The sequence below is a fragment of the Alcaligenes sp. MMA genome (genome assembly GCF_020907215.1).
In the GTDB taxonomy this organism is placed as follows: domain Bacteria; phylum Pseudomonadota; class Gammaproteobacteria; order Burkholderiales; family Burkholderiaceae_B; genus Alcaligenes; species Alcaligenes aquatilis.
Map to the genome: position 1 here is coordinate 1,009,616 of NZ_JAJJPP010000001.1, position 24,953 is coordinate 1,034,568.

The window sequence follows — 24,953 nt, forward strand, 5'->3', positions numbered from 1 at the left end:
TCGTCCTTCGCTTAAGGGATGCTGTATAAAAACTCACCACGGATGCGGCAGCAGTCATAGTGGTTCCACATATTCCACATATAGCCATCGGCACCATCGGTCTTGTAATCACCAAAGCTGGCCAGGCTCAGTGAGTCATCGGCCCCAAAGGTCATGCAGGAGCGCTGAGCGCTCGGGTAGATCATTTGCCAGGTAGTAGGCTTGGAGGTAGGGAAGTACTTGTAGCCACTGCCTGGTTGCAGACGCTTGTAAATGTGAGGCTGCGCCGATTGCGAGATAATGCTGCCTACACGTGTAGCCAACACTGCAGAGGCCTTGACTGGGTGTGACTGCACCAGCTCGCCATTGCGTGGGTAGATAGGGCCCCAGGTGGTGGAAAGTGGCGAGGTGCTTACTTCTCCTGTACCAGGTACCCATGATTGGGGGTAGAGCATCTCCAGTGGCCAGAATCCGCGCCAGCTCATGGCATCCATGTCAGACTGGAAGTGCAAATTGAATGCGGATGCGGAGCCGGGGCAGAACATCTCAGATAACCCACCGGAGGCACCCAGGCGCTGAGCGATCTGCACCATGTCCCTGATTGGCCCAAGATCGGCACCCACCATATCGACGCCGTGCAGGCCAATGGCTTGGGTGCTGACGCTTCCACCAAAGACATTGCCTAAATTGCCAATCGATGAGCTCAACTCACCCAGTTTTGCCGGAAATGCAGAGACGGAGGAAATGATGTCTGCTGGTGCATTGGCCATGGCACGGGCTGCTTCGATAAACTCGTTGCCCAGTTGCTGAGGCACTTGCCTCCAGGACTGCGCGATACGAGGCAGCTCTGTGCGAGTGAAGGCCAACAATTCGCTATAGCCCGGAAACTGGAATGAGCTGCCAAAACTGGGGATGTAGCCGCTGGCAATGCTGGCAATCAAGCCTGCCGGGTTGCCGATGGCATCCGCACTCTTATAGGTCGTCACCTCGGTGCCTTCACGCTGTGTTCCTGCTGAGGCATCGATTGGGGCGCCGACTACGGCTGATCCCACTGAGGAGAGCGTTGTGGCCAGCGGCTTACCCACCTCGGCCCATGGATGCGCCAGCGGATCGTTATAAGTGCTGATCACGACATCGGGCACGTAATGGGCAACCCGAACCGAAGTTCGGATGAAGCAGCCAATGAGCGGAATGCAGACCAGCCAGACGCATATACCTTTGACCTGATAGGACGTGCAACTGGGCAGTGCTGCGACCGTGTTGGTGACGACGCCCGCTGTGGTCGTTGCAGCGGTCGCTGGAGCGGGCCGTAGCACTGTGGCCAGCACCAGCAAACTAATCGCCAGCATGTGCCTAAAGCGCAAAGTAGTGATTGACATGAGCGCCCCTTAATTCTGGCTGTCACGCCAGGCCATAAGCGCCTGGTCAACGTCGACATAGCCAAAGACCACATAACGTTGGTTGATGACGACCGCCGGTAAGCGGTCAATCTGATAACGCTGTGCGCGTGCCAGGCCGTTAACGGCACTGGCCACCATAGGCTGGATCATTTGCCGTAACCGCGCCTCATTGTTTGCCACCCATAGACGCGCTTCTGCTTCGTCTTGTGGCATTCCTTCATTCATCTGAGCTTCGAGATTGCTCATCGCGTCCAAGCGATAGATAGACAGAGCATAGTAAGGAGACGTAGTCGGGGTAACCGGCATGGCAGTGTTCGCAAACACCTCCACAGTCATGACGCCGGCATACAGATCCTGGCTAGGCTGTTGCGCGAACGAGGGTGTGACAACGGCGCAAAGCGCAGACAGCAACACCATGCGAGTGCTAAGACGAGAGGCGGCGATGAAAAATGAGCGTGTCTTAGTCATGAGCGGCTCCGCGCCAGCTCTTGTGCCACCATTTGAGCAGCCCCCATTTCGTTGACCCCATGTTTTTCCATCAGGCGACGGCGGTGTGCTTTCTCATGACCCTCAGTCATGGCCAGCGCAATGGGAAGAGCAGGGGGGACGTTTCGAAAGAGCACCTGTCCGGTCGCTGAGATCAATACCCCTTCCGTGTATTTCGGTGGCTCTTTTTGAGCTGACTCCATCATGGCTCGTTGCTCGTTGGTGAAAGAGCGAAACCGCTCCACTTCCTCGATCTCCGCTTTGTCCATGGTCAACAACATCCAGTACTCACACATCGAGAGCACACGCGCCATAGAATTGGGAAAGTCTTTCACGTTCTGTGTGGCAAGCCAGAACCAGGTATTGAATTTGCGCCACATCTTGGTGCCCTTGGCGATCTTGGGACCAAGTAGATCATTGGTCGTTATTAAGTGACCCTCATCCGTTAGGAATACCATCGGGCGACCAGAGTGTTGGTTTAACTCGGCGCGGGACTGTACTGAGTCGATGAGACTGGTGTACGCAACTGCCAAGGCATCTTCATAGCCGTCTTGGGTGAGCGTACCCATCTCTACAAGGGTTACATCTACGTCCGGCCAGTCTTGGCCCTCACGATTAAATAACTTGCCCCGCAGCGCCTGTGTAAAGGTCATCATGGATTGCCCCATTTCTTCGGCGCGGGCACGCCGCGCCGGTGACATGGTCTGGTCCTGATTCATGTGCATGAGCTGCAGGGCCACGTCTTGTGTTAATGGGTGCTTGGCTCCACGTTCTTTGCTGCTAATTGCCGCCATGATGATGGCCCGTGACACCAGGTAGCGATCGGCTCGACTCATCCGTGCGACTTCGTCCGCTTCACCGCCTGTGATCATCAGGATCGCAGCAATTAGCATCTCGCCAAGTAAGTCCCTTTTATCCAGTTCGTCGTCCTGCTCTTCGTCCTCTTCCCTGGCCTGGAACGTTTCATGAAAAGACACGTCGTCAGTCGACGGTTCATCATCTTGGCCAAGCAGGGCATTGAGTAGCTCGTCATCGGGCAGGCCTGCGTTGCTTCGTGCCTGCTGCTCTGCAGCCACAAAACTCTCCATGACCTCACTATCATCAAGTAGCTGATACGCATGGACGAACGGTGGCAATGACACTTTTGCACTACTGTTAAGTTCTACTTTGTAGGTCGATAACCCTCTGTCTTTAAAAAAATCAACCAAAAGGCCGAAGGAGTTCCCTGCATCGACAATCACCAGTCGTGGCCGATGAATGGCCATCGTCATCATGGCGATGTAGTTCAAGGTGGCAGATTTACCGGCCCCGGTCGGTCCCAGCACCAACATATGTGCGTTCTTTTTACGGTCTCGTTTGTTGAGCGGATCCACAAATAAGGGTTCCCCGCCGCGATTCCAGAACCACATGCCAGGGTGAGGTGTGCCACGGGCACGGCCATAAAGTGGCAACAGACGCGCAATATGGGAGGCGAAGGTCAGGCGGGATCGACGAAGTACCTGGTTATCGAAGGCGGGGTCATAGTTAAAAGGCAGCGCCCGCATGAAGGTGTCCAGCGGGACCAGGTCATGCTGATTACTGATGAACTTCAGGCCCGATGGGATCAACAGCGCATTAATTGTGTTGATGTTGCTATCGAGTTCATCCGTACTGGTGGCGGTCGCGTACAGGGTCACCATCATTGGAAATAGGTGGTTGCCCCGAACTATCTCATTCAAAACGTTGGAGCACTCCCGGTAGGTTTCAATGGCCTGCGCCGTCTTAGCGCGTGAGGCATCCCGGATCCGCTCAATTTGTGACTCTACGACGTGTTGCGGTGCAATGGTGATCGAGACCGATAGCATCGAGCCAGGAGGTAGACGGTCAAACCGTGCAAATCGCTCTTTACCGTTGGCCAGCTCCGCCGTGAAATGGCCAATCTCAGGCTGCTTGCGCATATTTTGCAGGGTCAACGCCTTAACGGGTACGCCATCGAACTCAAACAATCCCTGTTCCAGGTCCGAACGGGGCTCATTGATGCTCAATAGCTCAGACAAGTCCCATCCAAAAATGGGCGTATCCTCGTCATTGGTCAACGGGGTGTCGCCGGGGTAGGGTAATTCACGCATCATTTGCGTGCCGGGTGCCCAAGGCAAATCACGATTAAAAAACGGCAGTAACCACTCATAGAGGTCTTTGCCGGTACAGCGGCGAACGGCCACACCGGCCTCGGAAAACGTGGCCATGATGGTGTTAGCCACCGACTCGATTTGTTGCACCGGCGTTTGTGGATCATCGGCTGCACCGCCAAATCGACGATACAGGCAACAACGAACCCGGCGGATTTGCCCGCGCCAGACTTGACCGGTGACAAGCGTATCGGTGAATAGGCCATTGGGTTGCGAGACGTTCGACAGGTGCGAGCGCACTTCATCCAATACCGCCTGGGTAAACGGCGAGTTCAGGATCTCCTGGCCCAGGCCATCGTCCTTGTGTTGCTCCAGGATATAGTCGCGAAAAGTGTCATTAAGATGATCCAGGTTACGGTCATCATTCACAAAAAACTGAACGACCCACGGCGCTCCATTGACGGACGGCATGGCTTGCAATGCCTCCTGAATCTTCTGGGCGTGTTCTTCCAGAATCTCAATGGGCATAGCCTCTGTTGCAATGGGTGAGAGTTCAAATAATGCACCGAGCGTATTACCATCGCGCAGCACAAAAATGCGCTCATCGGGGGCATAGCTGATATAGGGCAGCATGTCGGTAAAGGATGGCGGTCGCAGAGCCATGCGTCGACGATCCGCCACGGTCTGCCCTGGAGAGGGGGCCTTGATCGTGCTCGGTGGTGAACGCTTACCACTTGGCTGTGTTGCGCTTTGACGCTTGAGTCCGAATAGACTGGCCACATTAGCGATCATCTGCGGCTCCCTTCTTCTTAGGGCGTGGTTTCGCAGAAAAGTAGTCACGTCTCCATTGCAGTAAGTCCTGGGTGACTTCACCGGGCAGCGCGTACTGTGTTTGGTCGTACATCGGGAAGACGGTCACATAACCTGGCACGGGATATTGGCCCTTGGCCAAGTGGGGAAACACCACCATCACCAGGTCAGGATTGGGCAGACGGGCGAATCGCTGGTTCATCGGTTCGACGGCGGACCAATAGCGCTGGGTCAACTCATCGCCCGCATTGACCGGTCTGGCTTGGGTGCGTTCTCGCATCCGTTCCTGGGGGGTGATGCGCGACTGACGAGTCGCTTCGTTTCGATAGTCGGTGCCCCGGTAGACGTCCAGGACGGTTGGCGAGTCTTTGGTGACTTCGTTGAGCGGGGACTCGCGATCCATCATCACGGTACAACCGCTTGCCATCACAGTGGTGAACAGAGCCAGCGCCAAGCGTTGGGCAGTTTTATTCCAAACCATAATGTGCTCCACGAGAAAGCTGCTGAGTCCCTTGCTGGCGGTACACCAGCTTTCGGGCGTTGGGCATCTTGTCAATTTGCAGTTCTTTATCCAGGTGAATGACTATTTGCTTGCCCGCCGGGGTAACAACGGCATCGAAGCTATTTTTCAAACGGGAGGTCATCCAGGCGACGATCTCATTGGTTGCGCCAGAGGCCGCTTGCCCCATGGCGTAGCCACTGCGTGAGCCGGTGATTTGAGAGGTGGTATTGCCTGTGCCCAAATTGTTGGAGACGGTGCGCTGGGCATCGGAGTAGGCCTGTGCGGCAACATCCAGGCCCTTGAGCATAGCCAGGTCGGCCAGATAGGCCGGGGCATTGGTGACGAACTTGCCGGGAATGCAGGGGTTGCCGTGTACGTCAGAGATGTAGCCCAGGTCCTGGGTGCTGCCGCCGCCATTGACGTTGGCATTCCCCCCGCCTTTTGAGCGTTCAGAGATGGTGCGAACCGTGCCGTCATTAAAGACAAAGGTGACGGAGCGCACTTTCCCTTCTGAGCACGACAGCGCCATATCGCCAATTGCCACACCCGTCACGATCATCCCTTCAATGTCGGCCGGTAACTCAAAGCCATTGGCCGCCAGGTTGTCGCGCCCAACAATTGCTTTGAATTGCATGGGGTCCGTGACGCGACCATCGATGGGCACTCGACCGATGAGGCTAGTCATCGAAACCGCGCCGACCAGCGTTGCATTCTCGGGCACGGTGAAGTACGGAATCGGTTCAGGTTTGGCGGCTTGCGGTGCCGACCGGGTCTGTGCCGCACTTGATGAGGTCAGAGAGCCAATTGAACTATTCGTGTAGGCTTGGTTACCACTGGTACGGATGTAGCGCGTTATGGCGGGACCGTCATTGCCATTGCGGCCACGTTCAGACTCCGTTACCGCGCTGTATCCCATGGGAGGCAACACACGGTACGGACCGGATGAGGCAACCGTTGCCGTGGCCGCTTGTGTTCCCATGGGCGTTGATTGTTGAGGCCGCAGCGGAGTCGTTCTAGCCTGGGCCGCTCGATTGGCCGCTTCCGTTTCAGAACGGGCTGGCGACATGCCCATTTGAAAGGCGCGTGAAAACGTGTCGACTGCTTCGGAGCCGCGCTGTAAGGTGAGGTTAACCGCGCTCTTTGCCTCAGATTCGTCGCCGCTTGGGTCGATCGAGTCCGTACGGGGGCCGTCAAGATTGAGCGTGTCGCGCTGCTCTTGTTCGATGCGACGCGAGACCGTAGCATTAGCACCGCCCATGCGCTTATTTTCAGCGATGAGTTGATTGTTCATTTCAATCACGCGTGCCACATCACGCCGCAATTGTTCATTGCTGGCGGTGACGGTGCGCAAGGTTTCAGCGGCGTTGTCGTTGTCCGCTCCTTGCGCTGTGGGCAGTGTGGCACTTTCAGGTGTCGGAATGGAGGTAAGTACCGGGTCTTGAGAGGATCCTGAACCTGAAAACTGCTTGTATATCACCACGCTGACGATCAGGACGGCGACACCACCGAGGATGGGGATCAGTTTGTTGCTAGACGTGCTGCTCATACTGTTGTTCCTTTATTAGCGGCAGGCTTCAAATCGGCGCTGGCACACCAAATAAATGGCGGTGGTGTCCGTCTCGGAACCGGCTGAACCAATTCGTCCATGCTGCGCGGTTGCTGCAATCCATTGCCCGCGCACTTGTTCCAGTGGAATTTCCAAGGGCTGGTGTGAGCGGTTCTTGATGAGGACGGCTGTCACGTAGAGCTGGCCAGAACGCCACTGACCGACGGGGGTGGATACAACATTGACGCCGCGAATTAGGTCAGCAATTGGCTCCGCAGTGACTTCAACCTGCTGTACACCCGAGAATGGCGTGGCCAGCCGCTTCGGGGCATACAGTTGGCGTGCGGCGTAGCGAGTGAGCTGGACCATGTCCGTGGGAGCTGATTCCGCCATTTGCTGGCTCAATGTGTGTGCATTGGCCATGCTGGTCGCTTGCGCAGCCGCTTGGGAGGCGGGGCCATCACCGTCGCTTTTTCCTGCACCAGGCGATGAGGAGGCCACGACAAAAACCTGAAGTTCGCTACGGGCACTGGCTGTCGTGCTGTCGGCAAGCAGATCGAAGGGAATTTGCTGCCCGGAATCAATGAGTTCGGCAATGATTCGCACGGGTGTGAACTGCTGCAGCGCCGTGATGTACATCGTGCGATCAATGACTTCGATTCGGGCAATCTTGGACATATCCGAGGGCACATGCAGGGCGGCAGGCGCCGGCAAAGTGATCATGCGTTCAATACCCACGGGAAGCGGGGCGCGCACAGGCGCACGATCAAACACGGCCCGCTCGACACCATGGGGCTTGTTCTGCGGTGGCTTGCGGATGGTTTTGCCTGTTTCGTCTTGGTTTTCTACTGCCTGCTGAATTGCAGCATCCACGGCACTGAGCGGCATAGGCTGGCGACTCATCGCATTGCTGCCAGAGTACTGATACTCAGTGTTCGATGATGGGCTGCCGAGATCGGGGATCTCTCCCAGGTCGGGCGGATTATTCCCAATTGCGGTTGTAGTGGGGGCCACATTGGCAGGTGGGTTTGTGCTGCCAGGATCGGGGGCAATGAGATCAGCTGGCACGCTCTCCAAGTTTGGCCCCAAGTCTCGCACTTGCGCCTGTGCGTACTGGGCCAGTCCCAAAAGAGCGCAGGCCAGAGCTGTTTTGCGAATGCTAAGAATGGCTTTCATGGATAACAATCTCACTCGCTTTGAGGTTGGGCGGGGCGCACTTGGATAGGTGTCGGAGCCGGATCGGTGACATTCGTGGCCGGGTCGCTGACGGTGCCTGGCAACGTCGCGGGGATGATCTCTGATTCAGAGGGTAGGTCAGGACTCTGATTGTTCTTTTGAACGGCGGCGACTTCGTCAGGGTTCAGGCGGGCAGGGCGGTTGTTGCCATAGCAGTCAATGGCCAGTTTCCAAGGGTTCTTCTCGGGGTCGACGTCATATTTCACGACACGCATCGGATACCGGATGTAGATGTCTTTGATTTGCTGGCCACGAAATGTCTCTTGCAATTGCATGTCGAGCAGTACGGTCCAGCTATTGGTACCGTGTGAGATCACCCGTCTTGGTGAGAATCCAAACCCAGGGATTTCGGTCATGATTCGTGTACGCGAACGCAGCTCACCGGCTCTGTCCCGTGTGTTCATGTCGTTCTCTAACTGAGCTCGACAAGACGGGGTGATATACGCCTGGTAGTAGTAAATCTGCTTGCCGTAGTCTTTGTATCCATCAGCCTGCCAGCGGTTGACCTGCTGCCAGATGTAGTAGGCAAAGCCATACACATTGACGTCAGGGACAGGCGACTGGCCGTCGGTTACGGTGACCACGTCCCCACCTTGAATGTTGGGGTGCAGATTGACGTCAATTCGATGTGGTGTGCGGGCAGCAAAGTACATACCCACAGCGCCTAGGGCGGCGACAACTAAAACAAGTGCGCCAAGTCTTTTGTTTGTCGCCTGAACCGTGGCCAGGGCGTTTAAATATTTTGAACTCATACGTTGTTGCTCGCTTTATCCGCTATCGGTGTCACACCATGAGCAGCACAAGAAGAGGGGATGGCCGTTTCGCCCGTAGAGACAGCTTTCTGACGGGACGGTTTAGGGTTGAACGAAGTGGACAAGCTAAAAGGCAAGGTCCGGCCCAAGCTCCAATACCCGTTGTGGCGGATGAATTTGGCTTTCACCCACCCACGAGAGGCCATCCAGTGGTGCATAGCCTGGTTGTAATAGCCGTCAGGACGGTTGCGTTTGAGGCCAGCCAGGTATTTAGAGGCAAACCACAAAATGACTAATGGCCCAAATAGCATGATGGCCAGCAGTGTTTGCCAAAAGCCGGTTATGGCAAGCAGTACCAAGCCCACCAGCAGACACACCACCACGGAGATCAGACCGATGATTTGTGCTTCATCGACCGTCATACCGTTCAGAATGGCTGGCTGAACATTCACGCGATCGGTTATCGGCGTTGCGATGCCCTGGGTAACTTGCTCATCCAGCTGTTCAAGATGTGGGGCAGAGGGTTTGCGAGCCATAGCGACATTTCCCCTTTACCCGAGCGTGGCGATGGCATACGTTGCCATGGCAACGAGTGCAATGGCCAACACGCCACCAGTAATCACGTACTCTTTCAGGTCACTGATATCAGCTTGACCACGGGTGTATTGGTTCCACTTTGTGATCGCACCCATAACGACTTTGAGGAAAAAGTAGCCAACAAAGATCATGGCCAGAATCGTGATGCCCTGTTTCCAGTAAGCACCCATCGCTCCAAGCCAATCGCCGTCAGCAACTTGAGCCCCGTCAATGCCAGATCCCGGTGTAGGCATCGTGGGCAAAGCTGCCATGGCAGGTGACGAAAGTAACGCTACAGCAGGGATCAAAGCGGCTTGCGTAAAGTGACGCTTGGCTTTTTGCCACCCCGCTCGGGGTGCCGCCAACAGAGCGTTCAGTGTGGTCATAGCTAAACTCCGTATGGTTTGATGTGTTAAGAAGTCCTGTGAGCGTCAAACCAACACCCACAGGATTAAGGACAACAGCACAACTAATTTGACGCAGGCCCAGACCACCTCTTCCTGCTTGAGTTGGCCCTCCCGGTAGTTATCCAGGGCGGTCATCACTAGCCAGGCAAAGAACAGAACCACAATCGCAACCGTGATGATCGTCAGCACGACCTTCATGGCGTTTGGGTCAACACCCGAGCCTGCTGCAAAGGCTTCTCTCATGCTCGAACCCAGCTGTGCCTGGTTCATGCCCATAAGGTGATCTCCTTATGTCGCGTTATTGGCGGTAGTCGCCGCGCAGTGGCTCGACAGGGCGCGGCTGCATGGGGGCATTGAGGTGTTGTTGAATGCCCCGACGCATCACGTCCAGGTCATTGATCAGCCATTCGTAGCGAAAATTGACGCGCTGGGACGGCGGTGCATCACGAGAGGCTGCGGCCACCATTTGTTGCACAACGGCCAGCTCGTTCTCTATTCGTGCCAAATTCTCGCGTTCGCTTTCCGTATCTCCGGCGCGCGCACTAATCGCTACCAATAGCAGTGCAATGGCCCAGGCCCGACGCGCCATGCGCCCCGTTCCCAACAGCACGGTTTCAGGTGTTTTTGTATTCATGAATGTTTTCTCCCGTTCTCTGATTCAGGCGTAATTTGGGTGTGTGTCATGGCTGCTCTCATTCGCAACCGCGTGGGCAGCAGCCCAACTCGATGCCATGGTCGCAATAGCCGTGATCGGCGTTCCACTGATCGTCTTCTTTCAGCTCCTTTTCTGTCAGGTGGCCGTACTCACGGGCGATCTTGGTCGCATGTTCACGGTGCGGCTCACTGATCTGCTGCAACTGCGGACCCAGAGCGGCGGCCAATTCTCTGTTGAAGATCGTTTCTGACAGGCCTGAACGCCGAGCAGCGTGCTGCGCACACTGTTCACACACACCGCGCCATGCAATTTCATTGAAATGGTTATGCGTCATCCCTTGTCCTCACATATATTTCTTGAGTGCAGCAACGGTGGTGCTGAGCGTTGCTGCCACCAGCGCGGTGAAAATCAGAACCATGTAAGCGGGGTTGAAACCCCCGAAGGGCCAAGTCAAATACAGTCCGAATCCGCCAGTTAGCGCCCAGGTGGTGTATCGCTTGGCGTGGTGGTACACGAAGGAAGACTCGCGCCCGCCGCTCCAGCGGCGCAGGTCACGCCGCACCAAGCCATCGACGGCACCGACCAGGCACGCAAGAACGAAGGCCGGTAGTGCGTAAAGAGCAATCGATAGTCGAAGCGCCACGTCCATGGCGACGTACATGGAAAGCACGAGCACCGTGCTGATAAATTGGCTGGCATCAGCGCCTATCGTTTTGAGCCTGGATGAGAGGCTGTTGCCATTTGCCGCTGACTCTTGTGCTCTGCGCAGTGCGCGTTGACGAGTCAAGACAGGGTCGTGACTATCGGCATACCACTGCAAAATTCCGAATTTCTCGTAAGGCCAGGAGATATAGCTGAGCATCCTGTTTGAGAAGGCCACGGTATTGGGAATAATCAGGCTCTTTGGCGCTGCCTCGATGTAGCTCAGATCTTGTTCAACGATGGAGCGAGCATGGCCTGTGCCTTGGTCTTTCCAGATCGTATGAATGCCAACCAGCTCAATAAGCAAGCCCAGCACACACGCTGAGATAGAGACCATCAGCAAACCCATGACCATCTCAAAGGTCATCAAAATAGGGCCGCGAGTGGTGGGCTTTACAGGGCGATTGGTCGAGCTGCTACTCATCCGTGCCCCCTTGTGATCAGGCCCATGGTGTCTGTGCTTATCGCGCTGCTGCTTTGATCGTCGTCATCGGGGTCAGGATCTTGCACTGCTAGATCAGTGGCGATCATGCTGGTGCCCTCTGCGATAGGTTGGCTATTGAGCCAATTTTCAGTGAACCAGTCGGTTTCACTGGCCCATTGCTCGGAAGTTCGGTAGCGGGCCTTCATTTGCGCGGCGATTTTTTGCAATGACTCGGGTACGAACTCGTCATTGCGTGCATCAGCCAACGGGATACGGATTTTGAAGCGTCGGTTGCCTTCAAGCAGGGCAAAGGCTTGGCCTTGCGGCAGTTCCAGCACATCGGCTGGTTCAATCATGGGGACCTTGGTTTTGGTCCAGATATCGTCGTTTCGACTGATAAAGTCCACGCCGGTGCCTTGGGCGGCGGTGTCTGTGACACCTGACATTGGAGTTAGATGAACGACTTCAACTTCGGGAACCTGGTCGGTCAGCAGCTTAGCCGTCGTGACACTGCGCACGCGCAGCATCACCAGGTGATTGAAGTTATCCATGATCTGACCCGCCTTGGCCTTGTCCCCGACTTTGGCCTCAATATCAAAAGCGGACTGTGTGTATGCCGTGATACGAAACCCTGAGCCGCCCAGCTTGTTTACCATCGGCACAAATTCAGGACCTGCAATCTCATTGACCTCGTCAAAGTGGGCACAAATGGTCGGTAATACGATTTTGCCGTCTGGGGCATGGGGATCCAGTCCGGTCTTGTAGAGTTTTCCGCCGACACTGACCAAGTCGGCCAGCATGGAGTTACCCACGGCCGAGGACACGACCGAGTCAGACAGTGCATCCAGGCCAACATAGACCACGCCGCCCTGACGGATGACGCTCATCCAATCAAAAATTGGTCGCTTATCGGTTTGGTCGTAGTAGTCGGGAGAGATCAGTTTGCCTACTGCGCCGGTGGTCAACTTCTCCAGGAATGGTCCCAAGGACGCGATGATCTTTTCGTAGAAACTACGCTCATAGCTAAAGGCGGCTGCCAGGCCTGCGAGGACTGTATCGTTGATCTTGGCCTCTTTGATGAGCAAAAACATTGCTACAAATTCGGGCTGTCGATCCGCCAATGCCCGTGGCACTGGCGGGGCGGTTTTCCGGTCTTGCAGCGCAAGCTCAAGGTTGGCCAGCCTTACCTCCCAGTCGATCAGGCGGCCTTGGCGGGCTTGCTGGGCAAACACCATGCGGGCATAGTCCATGAACAGACCATCAATGCCGGTCACATCTTTGAGCAAGGCTTCATAGGTCGGGACGCGACCCAGTGCGACCTGGGCCTGAGCCACAATATTGGTGAAACGCCAGGAGAATTCTTTAAAAGCGGCGGAGTTTCCGCTGCTGGGCAAGGCGTTGGTGGCACGGGTGGCCACTTCGGTGATACGCGAGAAGTTGCCAATGCCGTTGTACCTGGCCGAGATCTCGGGATAACCAAGATGGAACATGTAGAACTGATCCAAGCGGCCTGCGCGTGCGCATTCGGCATACATACGCAGCATCAGATCGGCATCCCCCTTGGGATCGATCACGATGGTGACGTGTCCGGCATGTATGTCCTGGGTGGCCATCATCTCTAACATCCGGGTTTTACCCACGCGGGTTGTGCCCATGACCAACATATGACCATTGCGAGAAGATTGACGAATCTTGACGGGCGCTTCGTCCATGCTGCCTACGCCATGCACGATGGGTGAGCCACCTAAGTCTGGGTGAGGCTGCAATGGGTTGAGCCAATGATCAATACCTGCAATTCTCGCAATGGCTCTAACAATCGGTTTAACAGGGCCTTTACCTTGTGCCTGCTCGATGGCTTTTGCGCCCAGGTTTCGGAGGGCCAGCTCTTTTGCCGATGGGCGTACAAAACGTTTGGCTTGCGGTTGCAAGGCCTCACGTTTACGTTGCGTGTGCGCTTGCGACCACTCGAACCCTTCGCCCAAGTAAAACTCTCCCGATGCCACGGGGATTTTGGCAGGAGCAATTCTTGTGACCTTGTAGTACTTCAGGTGATGGTGGTAACGCTTGATCCGCATTGCTTGTTTAAAGCGGACTCCGCCGAAGTACCCGGACCCTGCGGCTGCAACGTAGCCCAAAGAAGGGGGCATCATCAGTGCCCAAGGTGCCAGGGCAGCCGTGGCCGTGACGGACCAGGCGGTCGCCGCACTCCAGATCTCGACAGGCGGACGCAGTAACGCTTCCAAGACGGCGTTATTTTTCATGCGCGTCACCTCGTTCAAACCCTTCTGAGAAGATGATCTGGCGCGCTTGACCGTCCAGGCCAATCAGCACGGGGTAGACCGTTACACGGGCTGCGGCAAGGCGATTCTGTAACCAGTGGCCTGAGTCAGGGACGATGGGCAAGGCGTTGGCTTGCCGCTGGATGTCTTTAAAGCGTTTTTCACTGGCTGCGGACACCACAATGACGGTGGCCTGCAAAGAAAGCAGACGCTCCAAATGGAGCTTGAGCCACTCTTTTGAGCCTTTGTCGTCACCGACAATGGCTAATGTTTGGGTCATCCATTTTGGGTTGAATACTGGAACAGCCGATGGCTTGAGCACCCCAGGTTGTAGCAAGGTCGACGTCAGTGGGAACTGAGCACCAGCACCCACACCGGGTTGATCCACCCCTGAAATCAAGGCCGAGTAATATGAAACAGCAGGAACCAAATCGTCTGTGGTGATCGGCAAGGTCTGTGCGTTGGACTGGCTGGAAATCAGCACAGTCGCTGTACATAGGGCAAGAACGAGATTACGGCGCATATCGCCTCCAACCAGTCGAGGCAGCCAACTCCGTTGTGTCCAACCCAAGTTTTGCTAATTTATTGAATACCCCACGGCTGTATCGATTACCGCGAGTGACGCGTTCTTGAGTATTTCTGGACCCCGTGTGGTAGAGCGCCACAGCCAGACGCCAGGAAGCGTGGCGGTCGAAGTGATTGCGCAAGATTTGTGCGCCTACGTCGAGGTTGGGATAGGGGTCCAGAGCACGCTCTAGGCTCTGGAGCTTGTCGTTGTGATAGCCCCAGTTCACTTGCATCGCACCACAATCCACATTGCGGATGCCTTTGACATCTACATACTTGCGTAGCGCTTGCAGGGTGGCCTCATAGGAGCCATATCGCTTGCCTACTCCTCTGACGCAAAGTGTCCAGGGGTAGGGCAGTGTCTGCTGGCCAAACTTCATTTGCGACTCTTGCAGTGCCACGCCGTAGAGCAGCCAAGGGTCAATGTTCCAACGCTGTCCTGCCCAGTCATACGCACGGGGAGGCAACAGGGAGGCTGTCACGATGGGCGCATCTGGATGGGTGCGAATGCGCGGCATCTGTCGAACATACCCATCGGGAATGGCTATTTGCGCCTGGGGCGTGATTCTAGGTTCAATGCGCACAGCCGTATCCGACCAATATGGCCACCATTGCGGGTCCAAGCCTTCTGGCTGTGCCAGCACTGACTGCGCAGGCGCAGTCAGTGCCCAGGAGCGTGTCATGACGCCACTGGCAGTCAGTGCAGTGAGGGCGCCAAGAAACTGACGGCGGTGCATGGAGGTCCCCATTACTTGTTAGTCCCCTGAGCTGGAACACCCTGTGTTAGCGGTGTGTAGCCTGGCGCGGGGGTTTCAATAATGGCTGTGCGTGGCACATTCAAGGTGTCAGCTGCACCCACCGTTGCGGGAACAGGTGGTATCTGGCTGAAATTGACAACCGGTTCGTTCGGATAGAGGCGGGCCATCGCTTCGGTAAACGCCCGGTTCCATGCCAGCGACCGCTCGACGTCGGCATGAAAGGCACGGGCGAACATTTCGGCATATTTACGGCGCTCGGCTTCCGAGGTCGCGTGAATGCCGAGCGCTTCAATAGGCGAGAGGTTTTCAACTGAGAATGCTTTGCGGGGGCCTTCCAGCAAGGTTTTGGCGCGCAACATTTCTTCGTCAGTTAAGCCCCAAATATTGGCGCGTAGGCGATCTACGGCATCCAGTGCGATCGGATTGCGCCCTTGTGCCTGCGTCGCATTGGTGACTTCTTCGGTACGTTGCTGAGCGGTGGCCTGGGTTTGCGAATGGGCCACCACAGGGAAAAGCAGGGGCAGGCTGACGACTGCTGCTTTGATTTTCATACGGCGCGGCATCACTGGCCCTCCACGGTTAACTTGGTGGTTTTTCCGTTTACAAGAAAAGAGGCGCTGCGCTCGGATGCGCTTGCGCTTTGCAGCGTGACGCCGTTGACGGTGTCACCTGGCCGCATCACTAAGGTTTGGTTGTCGCCTGCGCGTGTACTGGCGACGACAACGGAAGGTTTGCCATCCCACATATCGACTGAGACCAGACGAACGCTTGGCTTCGGAGCGGCCTTGGCTCGACGTGTGACCGGCTTTTTAACGGGGGCAGGTTCAACAACTGGCACCACCTCTGGTTCAGGCGCAGGTGTGGACAGAGCTATCAACTGCTCGTTTTGATGCAAGAGCTCATTGAGTAACTGCCTGATTTCGTTGACATCACGTTGCAGGGACGAGATTTGCACCTCGAACGTTGGTGTTTCTTGAACGGCGTACGAGGCTTGCGCTGTTTCAAGGTTCGATGGGAACGACTCCCCGAGATCAATGGAAAGCTCTCGAAGTTCCGTTGACTCTGCCGTGTCTATCGGCATGTCATCTGCTTTCTCTACATTGCCTAGATCACTGGTGGCGGGAGCAGGGGAGGGGGCACCCTTTTCCTCATCCTCTATAGGGGAGACCTGGCCTTCGATTTCAGCCAGTGAGGGCTCCTCTGCCGACAGGGCGGCTGTTTGCTCAACCACAGGTTGGTTAAACAGGTATTTCCAGCTCAAGAACAGGACAGCAAAAAGCATCAACGCCAGGATTAGCTTCCACGGATAGCCTGTCTTTTTCTTGGACGTTGGAGTATCGGTATGCGCAGCAGATGCCAACGGGGATGGCGAAACGCTGGAAAGTTGCGGTTGATTGTCTTGTTCAGCAAAGAAATCGGTGACTGTTTCATTGCTTTGCGTCTCGTTCACAGGATCTACTACGGACGAAATCACGGGTTCCACGTTCTGTTTTTCAACGCCCGCAGTCTGGCCTTTGGGCGAGAACAGAATGAGCCAGAGTGTTCGCACAAAGCCGTTTTTATCCTGCTTTGCAGCCTCGAGTTCGCGTCGGTGGTCGAGATCGTGTTGATCCAGTTTTTCTTGGCGCTCAAGCTCTAACTGGTGCTCACGCTCACGTTGTTCACGTTCCGCTCTTTCCTGGGGGTCGCGCTCAAGCCTTTCTGCCTCCATGGCTTCTTCTAGATTGATTCTTTCAATCCGTTCACGTTCTAGCTGCTCGGCGTGCTCCCGGCGACGCTGATCATCTTGTTGCTGTTGCCACTGTTGATCTTGCTGGTTCATGGCTGCACCCCGCTGATGCGCTCGGTCAGGGGCAACCACGGCTTTTTAGGGTCAACTGTGACGGGGTAGGTTTGGGCCTGGAGCCAATTTTGCGTCAGCTCGACGCCCGACAGAGTCGGCTGTGCCGCTAGACTGATCCACAGTCTGCGACGGATGGGGTCCTCATCCCAGCGCCAGGTCTCGCCTACGAGTGCATTCAAGACGTCACGCACACGATACGTTCCCAGCGACCGCTGGGATTCTGGAAGGGGTAAGCGAAGAAACTGCGCGGCTTCTAGCGATAGCTTGGAGCGATCAAGCTGCCAACCTGTCCGTTTGAGGGTGTACTCAATCGCACCATCAATGGTGGCTACGTCTTGACGTGGGTAGGTCAGCGCCACAAACACAGACAGGGGATCAGAAACGCTATGCCCTGGTGTGCTGGCTTGTGTGCTGTATTGTCCAATTCGCACCTGTGTGCCGTTGTCGTAGGTATCCCCGACCTGGGCTTGGGCCTGCAACGCCAAAACAGCCAGTGGCGCGGCAACAGCGAGTCTAGCTGTCCAGCTCATGAAGTACTCCATCCGATTGAGAATGGCTTTCAGTGTTGCAAAGGCCCCCCGAGGTGTCGCTCGTTAACCCGAGGTCACGTAACACGGGGTTTCAGCTTGACGAAAACAGTTATGTGCGTTATCCGCGCGGCCTGCTTGATGCGTTTTTGAACAAGTAAAGAAAGGGCATCCGAGTTAGAATTCTCTGTATTGCACAATACAAATAGAACAAGAATGTGTTGACGGACTGCCGGGGCGTCAATCCGCTACTGGGAAAGGGTTGTTACGGGGCAAGGGCCTTATCCAAAGGGCCGCCGTCCACCTAAAAATCCGGTGGCCGACGGGAAAGGCCTTACAGGTAGGGGAAAAGGGGGCTTACGGGTTACGCAGCGCCTCACCCAGGGGCTGGGTGAAGCGCCGCAAATGGCCTCGGGCAGCATAGCGGACGGTGTGACTTATCAGAACTTAACGGTGCGTGCAAGCGAGAACCCTAGGTTACGTCGCAACCGGTATCGCGTTGAGTGATGGCAAATCGCTTTGTAGAGTGGCCGCTATGACTATCCTCGCCCACACGCACCTAGACGAGCATCCATACCCCGATCCTGGGTTTCCCCATTTTGGGCGTGATGCGCATGATCGTAGCCATGCGATTTACCGCATTGTCGAGCACCTGACTGAGTTGGGTCTGGCTGATTGGGTCCCGCATTTTTCAGCCTGGCTATCGCGCTATGACGGTTTAGAAATTTATGCCGAGGATGAAGACGATCCTCATCTGTGTGTGAGAGAAATTTTGAAGAATCATTGTCAGAGCCTGGCGCAAGAAAGTAGCCAGGCCGTAGATCTGGCTGAGCGCAAAGAACGCATTGTTCAAGATATTTTGCAGCAGCCATTTGTCCACTATCGGGCTCACTGGGGCAAGAACATGTTGCCAGATCCTGATTCAATCCAATGGAATCCACTGCAGATGAGCTGGTTCCATTTTCTGCAGCAGGGCGATCCGCAACACCCCACTGAGTCATTGCATATTTTGCTCACTTTGCGCCATCCTCGCCCGACGCTGGAGGCGTTGCGAGCCCATTTGCTTGAACGTTAGCGTATGACTCACCGCCGCACCCCACCTTGGATCTCTAAGTTCTCCACGTATATTCCGCGACGCGCCTCTAGCACGGCTAAGCCCGCCCCGGTTCCGCCACCCCCACCAGTTCCAGTTGCCCAACGAGTAGCAGGGCGGGAAGAGGGGTGGTTGCGCGTTTTGGAGTCCGATGACCTGATCCGCCTGCTGAAAGCTCAAAAAGCAGTACATCAAATGTTCCTACAGTCGCGTGTCGCTGATCCTGTTTTTAGACGCGATTTCATTCCTGCTATCCGACGATATGCGGAGTACGTCCAGCTTATGCCCGCCTCAGAAGCCCACCACCATGCCCATGCTGGTGGTTTGTTGGCGCATACGCTAGAGATGGTCTTGGCAGCTATGACCTGGCGAAACGCGCATTTTCTACCGACGAATGCACCTGTTGAGCAGATTGACTCAGAGCGCGATCAGTGGACCTATGTGGTCTTCTACGCGGCACTGCTTCATGACATTGCCAAACCGATGACGGATCTACGGATTCTATGGCGAGACGGGGCGATGGACGAGCCATTACGATGGAAACCGCTTGCGGGCTCCTTGTTCGAGGTGGGGCAGGGGCGCCTGGATCTGGAGTATCGGGTCGAGTTTGAGCCAAAAGCCAGCCGGGACTACCAGGCCCATAATCGCTTGGCACTGACCCTACTTCATCAGATTGCCCCAAAATCTGCCTTAACTTTTTTGTCCCAAACGCCTCACGCCTTTGATGCGCTGACTCATTATTTGTCTGGCCACAAGGATGGATTATTGGCTGACATTATTAAACGCGCTGACCAGGCCTCCACCAGCAACGCTTTGATGAAGGGCAGTAAGGCTCGGTTTGCGACAGCCAATGCAGTGCCGCTGGTGGATTTACTCATGCAAGCGCTCAAAAGCATGTTGCAGTCTGGAACGGAATTGCCGCTCAATCGTACTGGAGCTGCCGGATGGGTGTATGACGGCTCTGTCTGGTTTGTGGCTAAGCGTTTGGCCGATGCCACGCGGGCCTGGATTAAAAAGCATGAGCCTGACGAATCTGTACCTGGCGAGGCCAAGAACGATAGGCTGTTTGACACATGGCAGGAATATGGAATCTTGCAAGTCAGTCCTCATTCTGGCCAAGCGATTTGGCACGTCGAAATAAATGGACAAACGCCGGCAACAGAAGAGGGTACAGAAGCCCATCAATATCGACACAGACTAAGTGTGCTGCGCTTTCCACTGTCAAAGCTCTATGATGATCCAAACTTATACCCACCGGCGATGTCTGGAGAGATCCATGTCCGGGCCAAACGTGGCGATGATGAGTTTGAAACAGAAGCTGATCCAGTTGCGGTTGATCCTGAGCACAGCCCTGATACAACAGTCATTCAAGCCAAAGCTGCTCCAGAAAACATTGATGAAGGAGTATTGACGCAAAAGGTGGCCACAACGGCCAAAACTGCCTCAGCTCGACCACAAACGGCTGCACCCAAGCGTAATCTTGTTCCAGCAATGGAGTTTAGAAAGCCCAAAAATGCGTCAACTGGCGCAGCCAAGCGGCAAACACCGAAAAATGGCGCAACGCAAAGCTGCAACCAGCCCAAACCTGGGCCAACCTCCAGCAATACTCACCAAACTGCTTCAATTCAGGCATACGACGACGAGACGGTGATTTTGCCAGCCGAACTCGCCGTAGATGGCTTTGATGTTGACGATGACTTTCTGGATGAAGCTGATACAGCATCCAACATTATTCATCGCAACCCACCACAAACGTCGCAAAAGACAAGGTCTGTGAGCTCAGCACCGACAGCGGTGGTTAGCAGCGCAGGTCCAGTCAAAAAGCCCCATCAACATGAAGCAACAGCCATCGCTGCAGCAAAGGCTAAAAGTGTTGTGCCAGCCTCTGTTGAGCACACACCTGAAGCATTACCAGCCTTACCCACGCCTAAAGCGCCGATTCTTGAGCCAGAGCCTGCTCCAAAGACGCAGGCAAAATCGCAACGCATGTTCAGCCAGGCCAACACCACGCCGGTCGTGTTGACACCGAGCCTGCCTGAACTACCGCACGAAGCTCCTGTGAAGGAACCCAGTGAAGCCGCGACGGCGTTCATCCAGTGGCTGCAGCAAGGCTTGGCCAGCCGTGAGATTAAGTACAACGAATCTGGGGCACCCGTGCATTTTGTGGAGGAAGGCATGGCACTGATTTCACCCAAGATTTTCAAGCTCTACGCGGCTGAAACAGGGCCTGAAGAGCAAGCGGATGCCATGGGGATGCAGATTCAGCGAGAGGTTATCAAAGCTGGGTGGCATCGGATGCGGCAAGTAGAAGGTGGTGGCAAGGTCAACATCTTGCGCTACCAGATCATTGGCAAAGGAAATGTGCCGATCGCCTCGCTGGCAGCGGTGGTGTTGACGGACCCGGATCGGTTTGTTTTACCCGTGCCACCGGTCAATCCAGTCTTGAAGTTGGATCGTTGAATAAAGGGGATGTTTGACACAGGATAAAGTGCTGTGCTACCGTCCGATCAGTCGTGCAATTCAACGTTTCGACGGGGTTTCGGTTTAGATTACTGTGAGGTGCCTAACTTCACATAATGCAAAAAACTGCTGAACAGGCTCGTTTTCCTCCCTAGAGGACGGCTGGGAAACATCGCATAATGTATATTATGTAAAGTCACTAAATAGCAGTGCTTTGTATCTACCTCTAAAGAATCGCTACTACGCTCGTCCTGGCTACTGTTTTTCTGCAGATTATTTCCCCCCAAGGTAGTTAAGTCTCCCCTTGCATGGTTATAGTGACGAGCTATGTGAAACGGAGCGAAGCACGATGGGCCATGTACTACAGTTTGCCGAACGCGATCCCAGCTTGAGTGATGACGTAGCCAAGACGCAGATTGACGCGCTGCGCGAAGCGCTGCTGCTAAAGCAGTACGAGCGTCTGCAAAAAGCAGATCAAACCTTGCTGATCGTGGTAGCCGGGATGGATGGTGTGGGAAAAGGCTCTGCGATCAATACCTTGAACAGTTGGTTGGATCCTCGCTACGTGCACACCTTGGCTTTTGGTGCGCTCAATGAAGAGGAAGCCATGCGGCCTTTAATGTGGCGTTATTGGAATCGGCTGCCGGTTCGTGGTCAGACGGGTTTGGTGTTTGGTTCCTGGTATGCCCCTTTGATGACAGAGCTGGGCCGCAAAAAACCGGATCCGACCAAGATCGCCCTATACACCCATTTGATCAATCGTTTTGAAGCGCAACTGGCCTATCAAGGCGTGCAGGTGTTGAAACTATGGTTCCACCTCTCCGCTCAAGCTCAGTTGACCCGCTGTACGACCTTGATGGCTGACCCAAATACAGCTTGGCGTGTTAGCAAGGCAGACTTGAAGGTTCACAAGAAATTCAAGCAATTGCGCAATGCGGCCACACAAACCATTAATCTGACCCACAGAAATTACGCTCCCTGGGTGGTGATCCCCAGCGCAGATCAGAACTTGCGTGATGTGTCCTTGGCAAAAGTCGTGTTGCAGGCTTTGGATAAACCCATTGTCCCGCGACAAGTTAAAGAGCCGTATGCGTTCCCGTTTCGTTTGAATGTGCCGACTGCCAGCTTGCAGTCCCCTCCTCCCGTGGAACCTGTGTTGGATTACGATGCCGAGCTTTTGCATTGGCAAGGCCGTTTGTCCTGCGCGGTACGTAGCAAAGCATTCCGCAAACATTCTTTGGTACTGGTCTTTGAAGGACGCGATGCGGCCGGTAAAGGCGGCACTATTCGCCGTTTGACTGAAGCCTTGGATGTGCGGATGTACGATATCTTCCCTATTTCCGCTCCTAACGCGGTGGAACGGGCACGTCCGTATCTATGGCGTTTCTGGCGCAAGTTGCCGCGTCTGGGAGAAATCTCCATTTTTGATCGCTCCTGGTATGGTCGTGTGCTGGTAGAACGAGTGGAGAAGCTGATCTCCCGTGCTGCCTGGCATCGTTCCTACGAGGAAATCAATGAGTTTGAGGCGCAATTGTTGGCCAACGGCACGGCGGTGATCAAGTTTTGGCTGGATATTGATAAGGATGAGCAGCTAAAGCGCTTCAAGGCCCGCGAGGAAACACCCTTTAAGGCTTACAAGATTACGGAAGAGGATTGGCGTAATCGCGAGAAATGGACGGCGTATCAACGTGCGGCTCAGGAGATGTTTGCCCAGACTGATACTCACATGGCGCCTTGGCATATTGTGCCTAGCAAGGACAAAAAAGCGGCGCGTATTCAGGTGCTGCGTACCGTTGTGGAAACGCTGGAGTCTTTGGATGAGCACATGATCAGCCTCAATGAGCCGGCCTTGTCGGATCAAGTTAGTGAGCAAGTCTAAGGACGGCAGCCCGCTATTGATGTATTCGCTTGGCTATCTTGCCAAAATAACCAAACAAAAAACAAACAAAAAAGCACCTGCGGGTGCTTTTTATGTGCTGCAGGACTGATGCTGGCCCTATAAATCCTGTTTTGCAGCCAGGTTCAGGATCTTGTGCCAGCGTTTGGCTTTAGCAAAGTGGCTGGTTTGAATCTCCCAGCGTTGGGTGGGATTACGCAATATAAGTGTCAGCCCCCTGCCCTGTGGCTCTACTGCTTCAATATCCGCAAAAATAAAGGCACGTGCCCCCTGCCGGGTTTGAATCTGACCACGCTTTTGCAAGGCATCCAGGCGTATCGAGCCATCGGGTAAAGCCAGTTCTACAATGCGCTGGCCTTGTTGTTTTTTACCGTGGATGGCCAGATAACGGCGTCGCCATACCATAAAGGGAGCCACCAGAATGGCCGCCGCTATCAACAGGCTCAAGATAGCGGCGATGGCACCAGCACTGGCGCTGACCAGGTTAAAGAGCTGCATTCCACCATAGACCAGCGCCGCAATAATCCCTATGAACAGCAGGAAGATGATGATGGGCATGGTGGAAAACGCCTTGTTTTAGCGGGCTTGGACTTTGACGGTGGCAGCGGCTTGGCGAGCGTTGGCGCGGGCCGTTTCCAGGTCAGTGTCTGCTGCCAGGGCAACACCCATGCGGCGTTTTTCAAAGCTCTCGGGTTTGCCGAAAAGACGGATATCGGTTTGCGGGATGCGCAGGGCTTGGGCCACATTCAGAAAGTCTACGTCTTTCGCATCTACGCCACCGTAAATCACGGCGCTGGCGCCGGGCATGCGCAAGGCCGTATTAACTGGCAGGCCCAGAATCGCGCGTGCATGCAGCTCAAATTCGGACTGCCATTGAGTAGCCATGGTGACCATGCCCGTGTCGTGTGGGCGGGGGCTGACTTCGCTGAACCATACCTCATCGCCCTTCACAAACAGCTCTACGCCAAACAAGCCTTGGCCACCCAGGTTCTGGGTGACCGCCTGGGCGATATCGCGTGCGCTTTGCAGGGCTTTGGGGCTCATGGGCTGAGGCTGCCAGCTCTCTACGTAGTCGCCATCTACTTGCTTGTGACCAATGGGGTCGCAGAACTGGGTTTCGATCTGGCCGTCTGCACCGACGGCACGGACGGTCAGCAAAGTGATTTCGTAGTCGAAATCAATAAAGCCTTCCACAATGACGCGGCATTGGCTAACGCGGCCACCGGCCATGGCGTAGTCCCAGGCTTTGGCGACGTCATCAGGCCCGCTGATCTTGCTTTGACCTTTGCCCGAGCTGCTCATCAAGGGTTTGACTACGCAGGGGTAGCCGATCTTATCGTCGATAGCGGCTTGCAGTTCTGCCAGCGATTCGCAAAATTGGTAGGGGCTGGTGGGAACGCCCAGTGTTTCAGCAGCCAGACGGCGAATGCCTTCGCGGTCCATGGTCAGCCGAGCAGCACGGGCGGTTGGTATGACGCGCACCTTGCCTTGGGCTTCCAGCTCTTCCAGCACGCCGGTAGCAATAGCTTCAATCTCGGGCACAACCAGGGTGGGCTTTTCTTGTTCGATCAGGGCGCGCAGTTGCTCGGCGTCACTCATGGTAATAGTGCGCGAATGATGGGCAACTTGCTGGCCAGGTGCGTTGTCGTAGCGGTCTACCGCGATGGTTTCTACCCCTAGGCGTTGCAGCGCAATCAGCACTTCTTTGCCCAGCTCTCCCGAGCCCAAGAGCATGATTTTGTCCGACGACGACGATAAAGGGGTGCCCAACAGGCTCATGGCGCGTGCTCCGCTGAAAATGAGAAATTCAAAAGCGGTATTGTAATGCAGGCGACGCCGGGTTTTTTTCAAGCAGGACGGCTTTGTCCGCCCCGCTGGCACACAGCCTTGCGGAGCGGACGTTTTCAAGACTTCAGCTTGAAAGCCGGACGAGCCTTAATCCGCCT

The 24,953-nt window shown here is 55.2% G+C and carries 24 protein-coding genes; 3 read left to right on the plus strand and 21 right to left on the minus strand.

The window, feature by feature from the left end; translation table 11 throughout:
• Positions 1-11: 11 nt before the first annotated feature.
• The 19 genes from LNA76_RS04530 to pilL2 are packed head-to-tail and all read right to left on the minus strand — an operon-like array spanning position 12 to position 17,560.
• A complete protein-coding gene (locus tag LNA76_RS04530; protein WP_230018117.1) occupies positions 12-1,358 on the minus strand; it encodes a TraU family protein in 1,347 nt (448 codons plus the stop codon).
• A 9-nt stretch (positions 1,359-1,367) separates the two neighbouring features.
• Positions 1,368-1,847, minus strand: coding sequence for a TIGR03757 family integrating conjugative element protein (locus LNA76_RS04535; RefSeq protein ID WP_230018119.1), 480 nt, complete (start codon positions 1,845-1,847; stop codon positions 1,368-1,370).
• Positions 1,844-4,765, minus strand: coding sequence for a conjugative transfer ATPase (locus LNA76_RS04540; RefSeq protein ID WP_230018122.1), 2,922 nt, complete (start codon positions 4,763-4,765; stop codon positions 1,844-1,846). Before LNA76_RS04540 ends, LNA76_RS04535 begins: the two co-directional genes overlap by 4 nt.
• Positions 4,755-5,264: a TIGR03751 family conjugal transfer lipoprotein gene (locus LNA76_RS04545; RefSeq protein ID WP_230018124.1), complete on the minus strand. Its 510-nt coding sequence runs from the start codon at positions 5,262-5,264 to the stop codon at positions 4,755-4,757. The genes LNA76_RS04540 and LNA76_RS04545 overlap by 11 nt, the downstream gene beginning before the upstream one ends.
• The gene (locus tag LNA76_RS04550) at positions 5,251-6,831 is read right to left on the minus strand and encodes a TIGR03752 family integrating conjugative element protein (protein ID WP_230018126.1); all 1,581 of its coding nucleotides are present in this window, start codon (positions 6,829-6,831) and stop codon (positions 5,251-5,253) included. Before LNA76_RS04550 ends, LNA76_RS04545 begins: the two co-directional genes overlap by 14 nt.
• 15 nt (positions 6,832-6,846) lie before the next feature.
• Entirely contained in the window at positions 6,847-8,007 is a 1,161-nt protein-coding gene (locus LNA76_RS04555) for a TIGR03749 family integrating conjugative element protein (RefSeq protein ID WP_230018128.1), read from the minus strand.
• An 11-nt stretch (positions 8,008-8,018) separates the two neighbouring features.
• A complete protein-coding gene (locus LNA76_RS04560) occupies positions 8,019-8,819 on the minus strand; it encodes a PFL_4703 family integrating conjugative element protein (RefSeq protein WP_094196725.1) in 801 nt (266 codons plus the stop codon).
• The gene (locus LNA76_RS04565; protein WP_221079562.1) at positions 8,816-9,355 is read right to left on the minus strand and encodes a TIGR03750 family conjugal transfer protein; all 540 of its coding nucleotides are present in this window, start codon (positions 9,353-9,355) and stop codon (positions 8,816-8,818) included. The genes LNA76_RS04560 and LNA76_RS04565 overlap by 4 nt, the downstream gene beginning before the upstream one ends.
• A gap of 15 nt (positions 9,356-9,370) precedes the next feature.
• The gene (locus tag LNA76_RS04570) at positions 9,371-9,781 is read right to left on the minus strand and encodes a DUF2976 domain-containing protein (protein WP_088452916.1); all 411 of its coding nucleotides are present in this window, start codon (positions 9,779-9,781) and stop codon (positions 9,371-9,373) included.
• A gap of 45 nt (positions 9,782-9,826) precedes the next feature.
• The gene (locus LNA76_RS04575) at positions 9,827-10,072 is read right to left on the minus strand and encodes a TIGR03758 family integrating conjugative element protein (RefSeq protein ID WP_230018131.1); all 246 of its coding nucleotides are present in this window, start codon (positions 10,070-10,072) and stop codon (positions 9,827-9,829) included.
• A gap of 28 nt (positions 10,073-10,100) precedes the next feature.
• Positions 10,101-10,436 carry an integrative conjugative element protein, RAQPRD family gene (locus tag LNA76_RS04580; RefSeq protein ID WP_230018133.1) on the minus strand — a complete coding sequence of 112 codons (336 nt, stop codon included), beginning with the start codon at positions 10,434-10,436 and terminating at the stop codon, positions 10,101-10,103.
• Between the two features lie 58 nt (positions 10,437-10,494).
• Positions 10,495-10,791 carry a hypothetical protein gene (locus LNA76_RS04585; protein WP_123049349.1) on the minus strand — a complete coding sequence of 99 codons (297 nt, stop codon included), beginning with the start codon at positions 10,789-10,791 and terminating at the stop codon, positions 10,495-10,497.
• Between the two features lie 9 nt (positions 10,792-10,800).
• A complete protein-coding gene (locus tag LNA76_RS04590) occupies positions 10,801-11,583 on the minus strand; it encodes a TIGR03747 family integrating conjugative element membrane protein (RefSeq protein ID WP_230018135.1) in 783 nt (260 codons plus the stop codon).
• On the minus strand, positions 11,580-13,844 hold the full coding sequence (gene traD / locus LNA76_RS04595; RefSeq protein WP_230018138.1) for a type IV conjugative transfer system coupling protein TraD: 2,265 nt from the start codon (positions 13,842-13,844) through the stop codon (positions 11,580-11,582). The genes LNA76_RS04590 and traD overlap by 4 nt, the downstream gene beginning before the upstream one ends.
• Positions 13,834-14,385 (minus strand): PFL_4695 family integrating conjugative element protein, encoded by a 552-nt coding sequence (locus LNA76_RS04600; RefSeq protein ID WP_230018139.1) that lies wholly within the window; start codon positions 14,383-14,385, stop codon positions 13,834-13,836. The genes traD and LNA76_RS04600 overlap by 11 nt, the downstream gene beginning before the upstream one ends.
• Positions 14,375-15,166 (minus strand): transglycosylase SLT domain-containing protein, encoded by a 792-nt coding sequence (locus tag LNA76_RS04605; RefSeq protein ID WP_230018140.1) that lies wholly within the window; start codon positions 15,164-15,166, stop codon positions 14,375-14,377. The genes LNA76_RS04600 and LNA76_RS04605 overlap by 11 nt, the downstream gene beginning before the upstream one ends.
• Positions 15,167-15,177: 11 nt before the next feature.
• Positions 15,178-15,750 (minus strand): hypothetical protein, encoded by a 573-nt coding sequence (locus LNA76_RS04610; RefSeq protein ID WP_230018141.1) that lies wholly within the window; start codon positions 15,748-15,750, stop codon positions 15,178-15,180.
• Positions 15,750-17,009, minus strand: coding sequence for a hypothetical protein (locus LNA76_RS04615; RefSeq protein ID WP_230018142.1), 1,260 nt, complete (start codon positions 17,007-17,009; stop codon positions 15,750-15,752). Before LNA76_RS04615 ends, LNA76_RS04610 begins: the two co-directional genes overlap by 1 nt.
• Positions 17,006-17,560 (minus strand): PFGI-1 class ICE element type IV pilus protein PilL2, encoded by a 555-nt coding sequence (pilL2, locus tag LNA76_RS04620; RefSeq protein WP_086060454.1) that lies wholly within the window; start codon positions 17,558-17,560, stop codon positions 17,006-17,008. The genes LNA76_RS04615 and pilL2 overlap by 4 nt, the downstream gene beginning before the upstream one ends.
• A 532-nt stretch (positions 17,561-18,092) precedes the next feature.
• Here pilL2 and LNA76_RS04625 point away from each other — a divergent pair.
• From LNA76_RS04625 to pap, 3 genes are all read left to right on the plus strand, one after another.
• The gene (locus LNA76_RS04625; protein ID WP_123049342.1) at positions 18,093-18,632 is read left to right on the plus strand and encodes a hypothetical protein; all 540 of its coding nucleotides are present in this window, start codon (positions 18,093-18,095) and stop codon (positions 18,630-18,632) included.
• Positions 18,633-18,782: 150 nt separating this feature from the next.
• Positions 18,783-21,110: a MobH family relaxase gene (gene mobH / locus LNA76_RS04630; protein WP_230018143.1), complete on the plus strand. Its 2,328-nt coding sequence runs from the start codon at positions 18,783-18,785 to the stop codon at positions 21,108-21,110.
• Positions 21,111-21,459: 349 nt separating this feature from the next.
• A complete protein-coding gene (pap, locus tag LNA76_RS04635; RefSeq protein ID WP_094196717.1) occupies positions 21,460-22,989 on the plus strand; it encodes a polyphosphate:AMP phosphotransferase in 1,530 nt (509 codons plus the stop codon).
• A gap of 117 nt (positions 22,990-23,106) precedes the next feature.
• On the opposite strand, the gene LNA76_RS04640 is transcribed toward pap, so the two are convergent.
• Together LNA76_RS04640 and purT are read right to left on the minus strand one after the other, a co-directional pair.
• Complete coding sequence (locus LNA76_RS04640; protein ID WP_230018144.1) at positions 23,107-23,565, minus strand: hypothetical protein; 459 nt, start codon at positions 23,563-23,565, stop codon at positions 23,107-23,109.
• A gap of 18 nt (positions 23,566-23,583) precedes the next feature.
• On the minus strand, positions 23,584-24,786 hold the full coding sequence (gene purT / locus LNA76_RS04645; protein ID WP_230018146.1) for a formate-dependent phosphoribosylglycinamide formyltransferase: 1,203 nt from the start codon (positions 24,784-24,786) through the stop codon (positions 23,584-23,586).
• Positions 24,787-24,953: the final 167 nt, after the last annotated feature.

What these genes read in the sequence shown, in the direction of transcription:
- LNA76_RS04530 (WP_230018117.1), bottom strand. Translation starts at nt 1,358, where the DNA reads ATGTCAATCACTACTTTGCGCTTTAGGCACATGCTGGCGATTAGTTTG.
- LNA76_RS04535 (WP_230018119.1), bottom strand. Translation starts at nt 1,847, where the DNA reads ATGACTAAGACACGCTCATTTTTCATCGCCGCCTCTCGTCTTAGCACT.
- LNA76_RS04540 (WP_230018122.1), bottom strand. Translation starts at nt 4,765, where the DNA reads ATGATCGCTAATGTGGCCAGTCTATTCGGACTCAAGCGTCAAAGCGCA.
- LNA76_RS04545 (WP_230018124.1), bottom strand. Translation starts at nt 5,264, where the DNA reads ATGGTTTGGAATAAAACTGCCCAACGCTTGGCGCTGGCTCTGTTCACC.
- LNA76_RS04550 (WP_230018126.1), bottom strand. Translation starts at nt 6,831, where the DNA reads ATGAGCAGCACGTCTAGCAACAAACTGATCCCCATCCTCGGTGGTGTC.
- LNA76_RS04555 (WP_230018128.1), bottom strand. Translation starts at nt 8,007, where the DNA reads ATGAAAGCCATTCTTAGCATTCGCAAAACAGCTCTGGCCTGCGCTCTT.
- LNA76_RS04560 (WP_094196725.1), bottom strand. Translation starts at nt 8,819, where the DNA reads ATGAGTTCAAAATATTTAAACGCCCTGGCCACGGTTCAGGCGACAAAC.
- LNA76_RS04565 (WP_221079562.1), bottom strand. Translation starts at nt 9,355, where the DNA reads ATGGCTCGCAAACCCTCTGCCCCACATCTTGAACAGCTGGATGAGCAA.
- LNA76_RS04570 (WP_088452916.1), bottom strand. Translation starts at nt 9,781, where the DNA reads ATGACCACACTGAACGCTCTGTTGGCGGCACCCCGAGCGGGGTGGCAA.
- LNA76_RS04575 (WP_230018131.1), bottom strand. Translation starts at nt 10,072, where the DNA reads ATGAACCAGGCACAGCTGGGTTCGAGCATGAGAGAAGCCTTTGCAGCA.
- LNA76_RS04580 (WP_230018133.1), bottom strand. Translation starts at nt 10,436, where the DNA reads ATGAATACAAAAACACCTGAAACCGTGCTGTTGGGAACGGGGCGCATG.
- LNA76_RS04585 (WP_123049349.1), bottom strand. Translation starts at nt 10,791, where the DNA reads ATGACGCATAACCATTTCAATGAAATTGCATGGCGCGGTGTGTGTGAA.
- LNA76_RS04590 (WP_230018135.1), bottom strand. Translation starts at nt 11,583, where the DNA reads ATGAGTAGCAGCTCGACCAATCGCCCTGTAAAGCCCACCACTCGCGGC.
- traD (WP_230018138.1), bottom strand. Translation starts at nt 13,844, where the DNA reads ATGAAAAATAACGCCGTCTTGGAAGCGTTACTGCGTCCGCCTGTCGAG.
- LNA76_RS04600 (WP_230018139.1), bottom strand. Translation starts at nt 14,385, where the DNA reads ATGCGCCGTAATCTCGTTCTTGCCCTATGTACAGCGACTGTGCTGATT.
- LNA76_RS04605 (WP_230018140.1), bottom strand. Translation starts at nt 15,166, where the DNA reads ATGCACCGCCGTCAGTTTCTTGGCGCCCTCACTGCACTGACTGCCAGT.
- LNA76_RS04610 (WP_230018141.1), bottom strand. Translation starts at nt 15,750, where the DNA reads ATGCCGCGCCGTATGAAAATCAAAGCAGCAGTCGTCAGCCTGCCCCTG.
- LNA76_RS04615 (WP_230018142.1), bottom strand. Translation starts at nt 17,009, where the DNA reads ATGAACCAGCAAGATCAACAGTGGCAACAGCAACAAGATGATCAGCGT.
- pilL2 (WP_086060454.1), bottom strand. Translation starts at nt 17,560, where the DNA reads ATGAGCTGGACAGCTAGACTCGCTGTTGCCGCGCCACTGGCTGTTTTG.
- LNA76_RS04625 (WP_123049342.1), top strand. Translation starts at nt 18,093, where the DNA reads ATGACTATCCTCGCCCACACGCACCTAGACGAGCATCCATACCCCGAT.
- pap (WP_094196717.1), top strand. Translation starts at nt 21,460, where the DNA reads ATGGGCCATGTACTACAGTTTGCCGAACGCGATCCCAGCTTGAGTGAT.
- LNA76_RS04640 (WP_230018144.1), bottom strand. Translation starts at nt 23,565, where the DNA reads ATGCCCATCATCATCTTCCTGCTGTTCATAGGGATTATTGCGGCGCTG.
- purT (WP_230018146.1), bottom strand. Translation starts at nt 24,786, where the DNA reads ATGAGCCTGTTGGGCACCCCTTTATCGTCGTCGTCGGACAAAATCATG.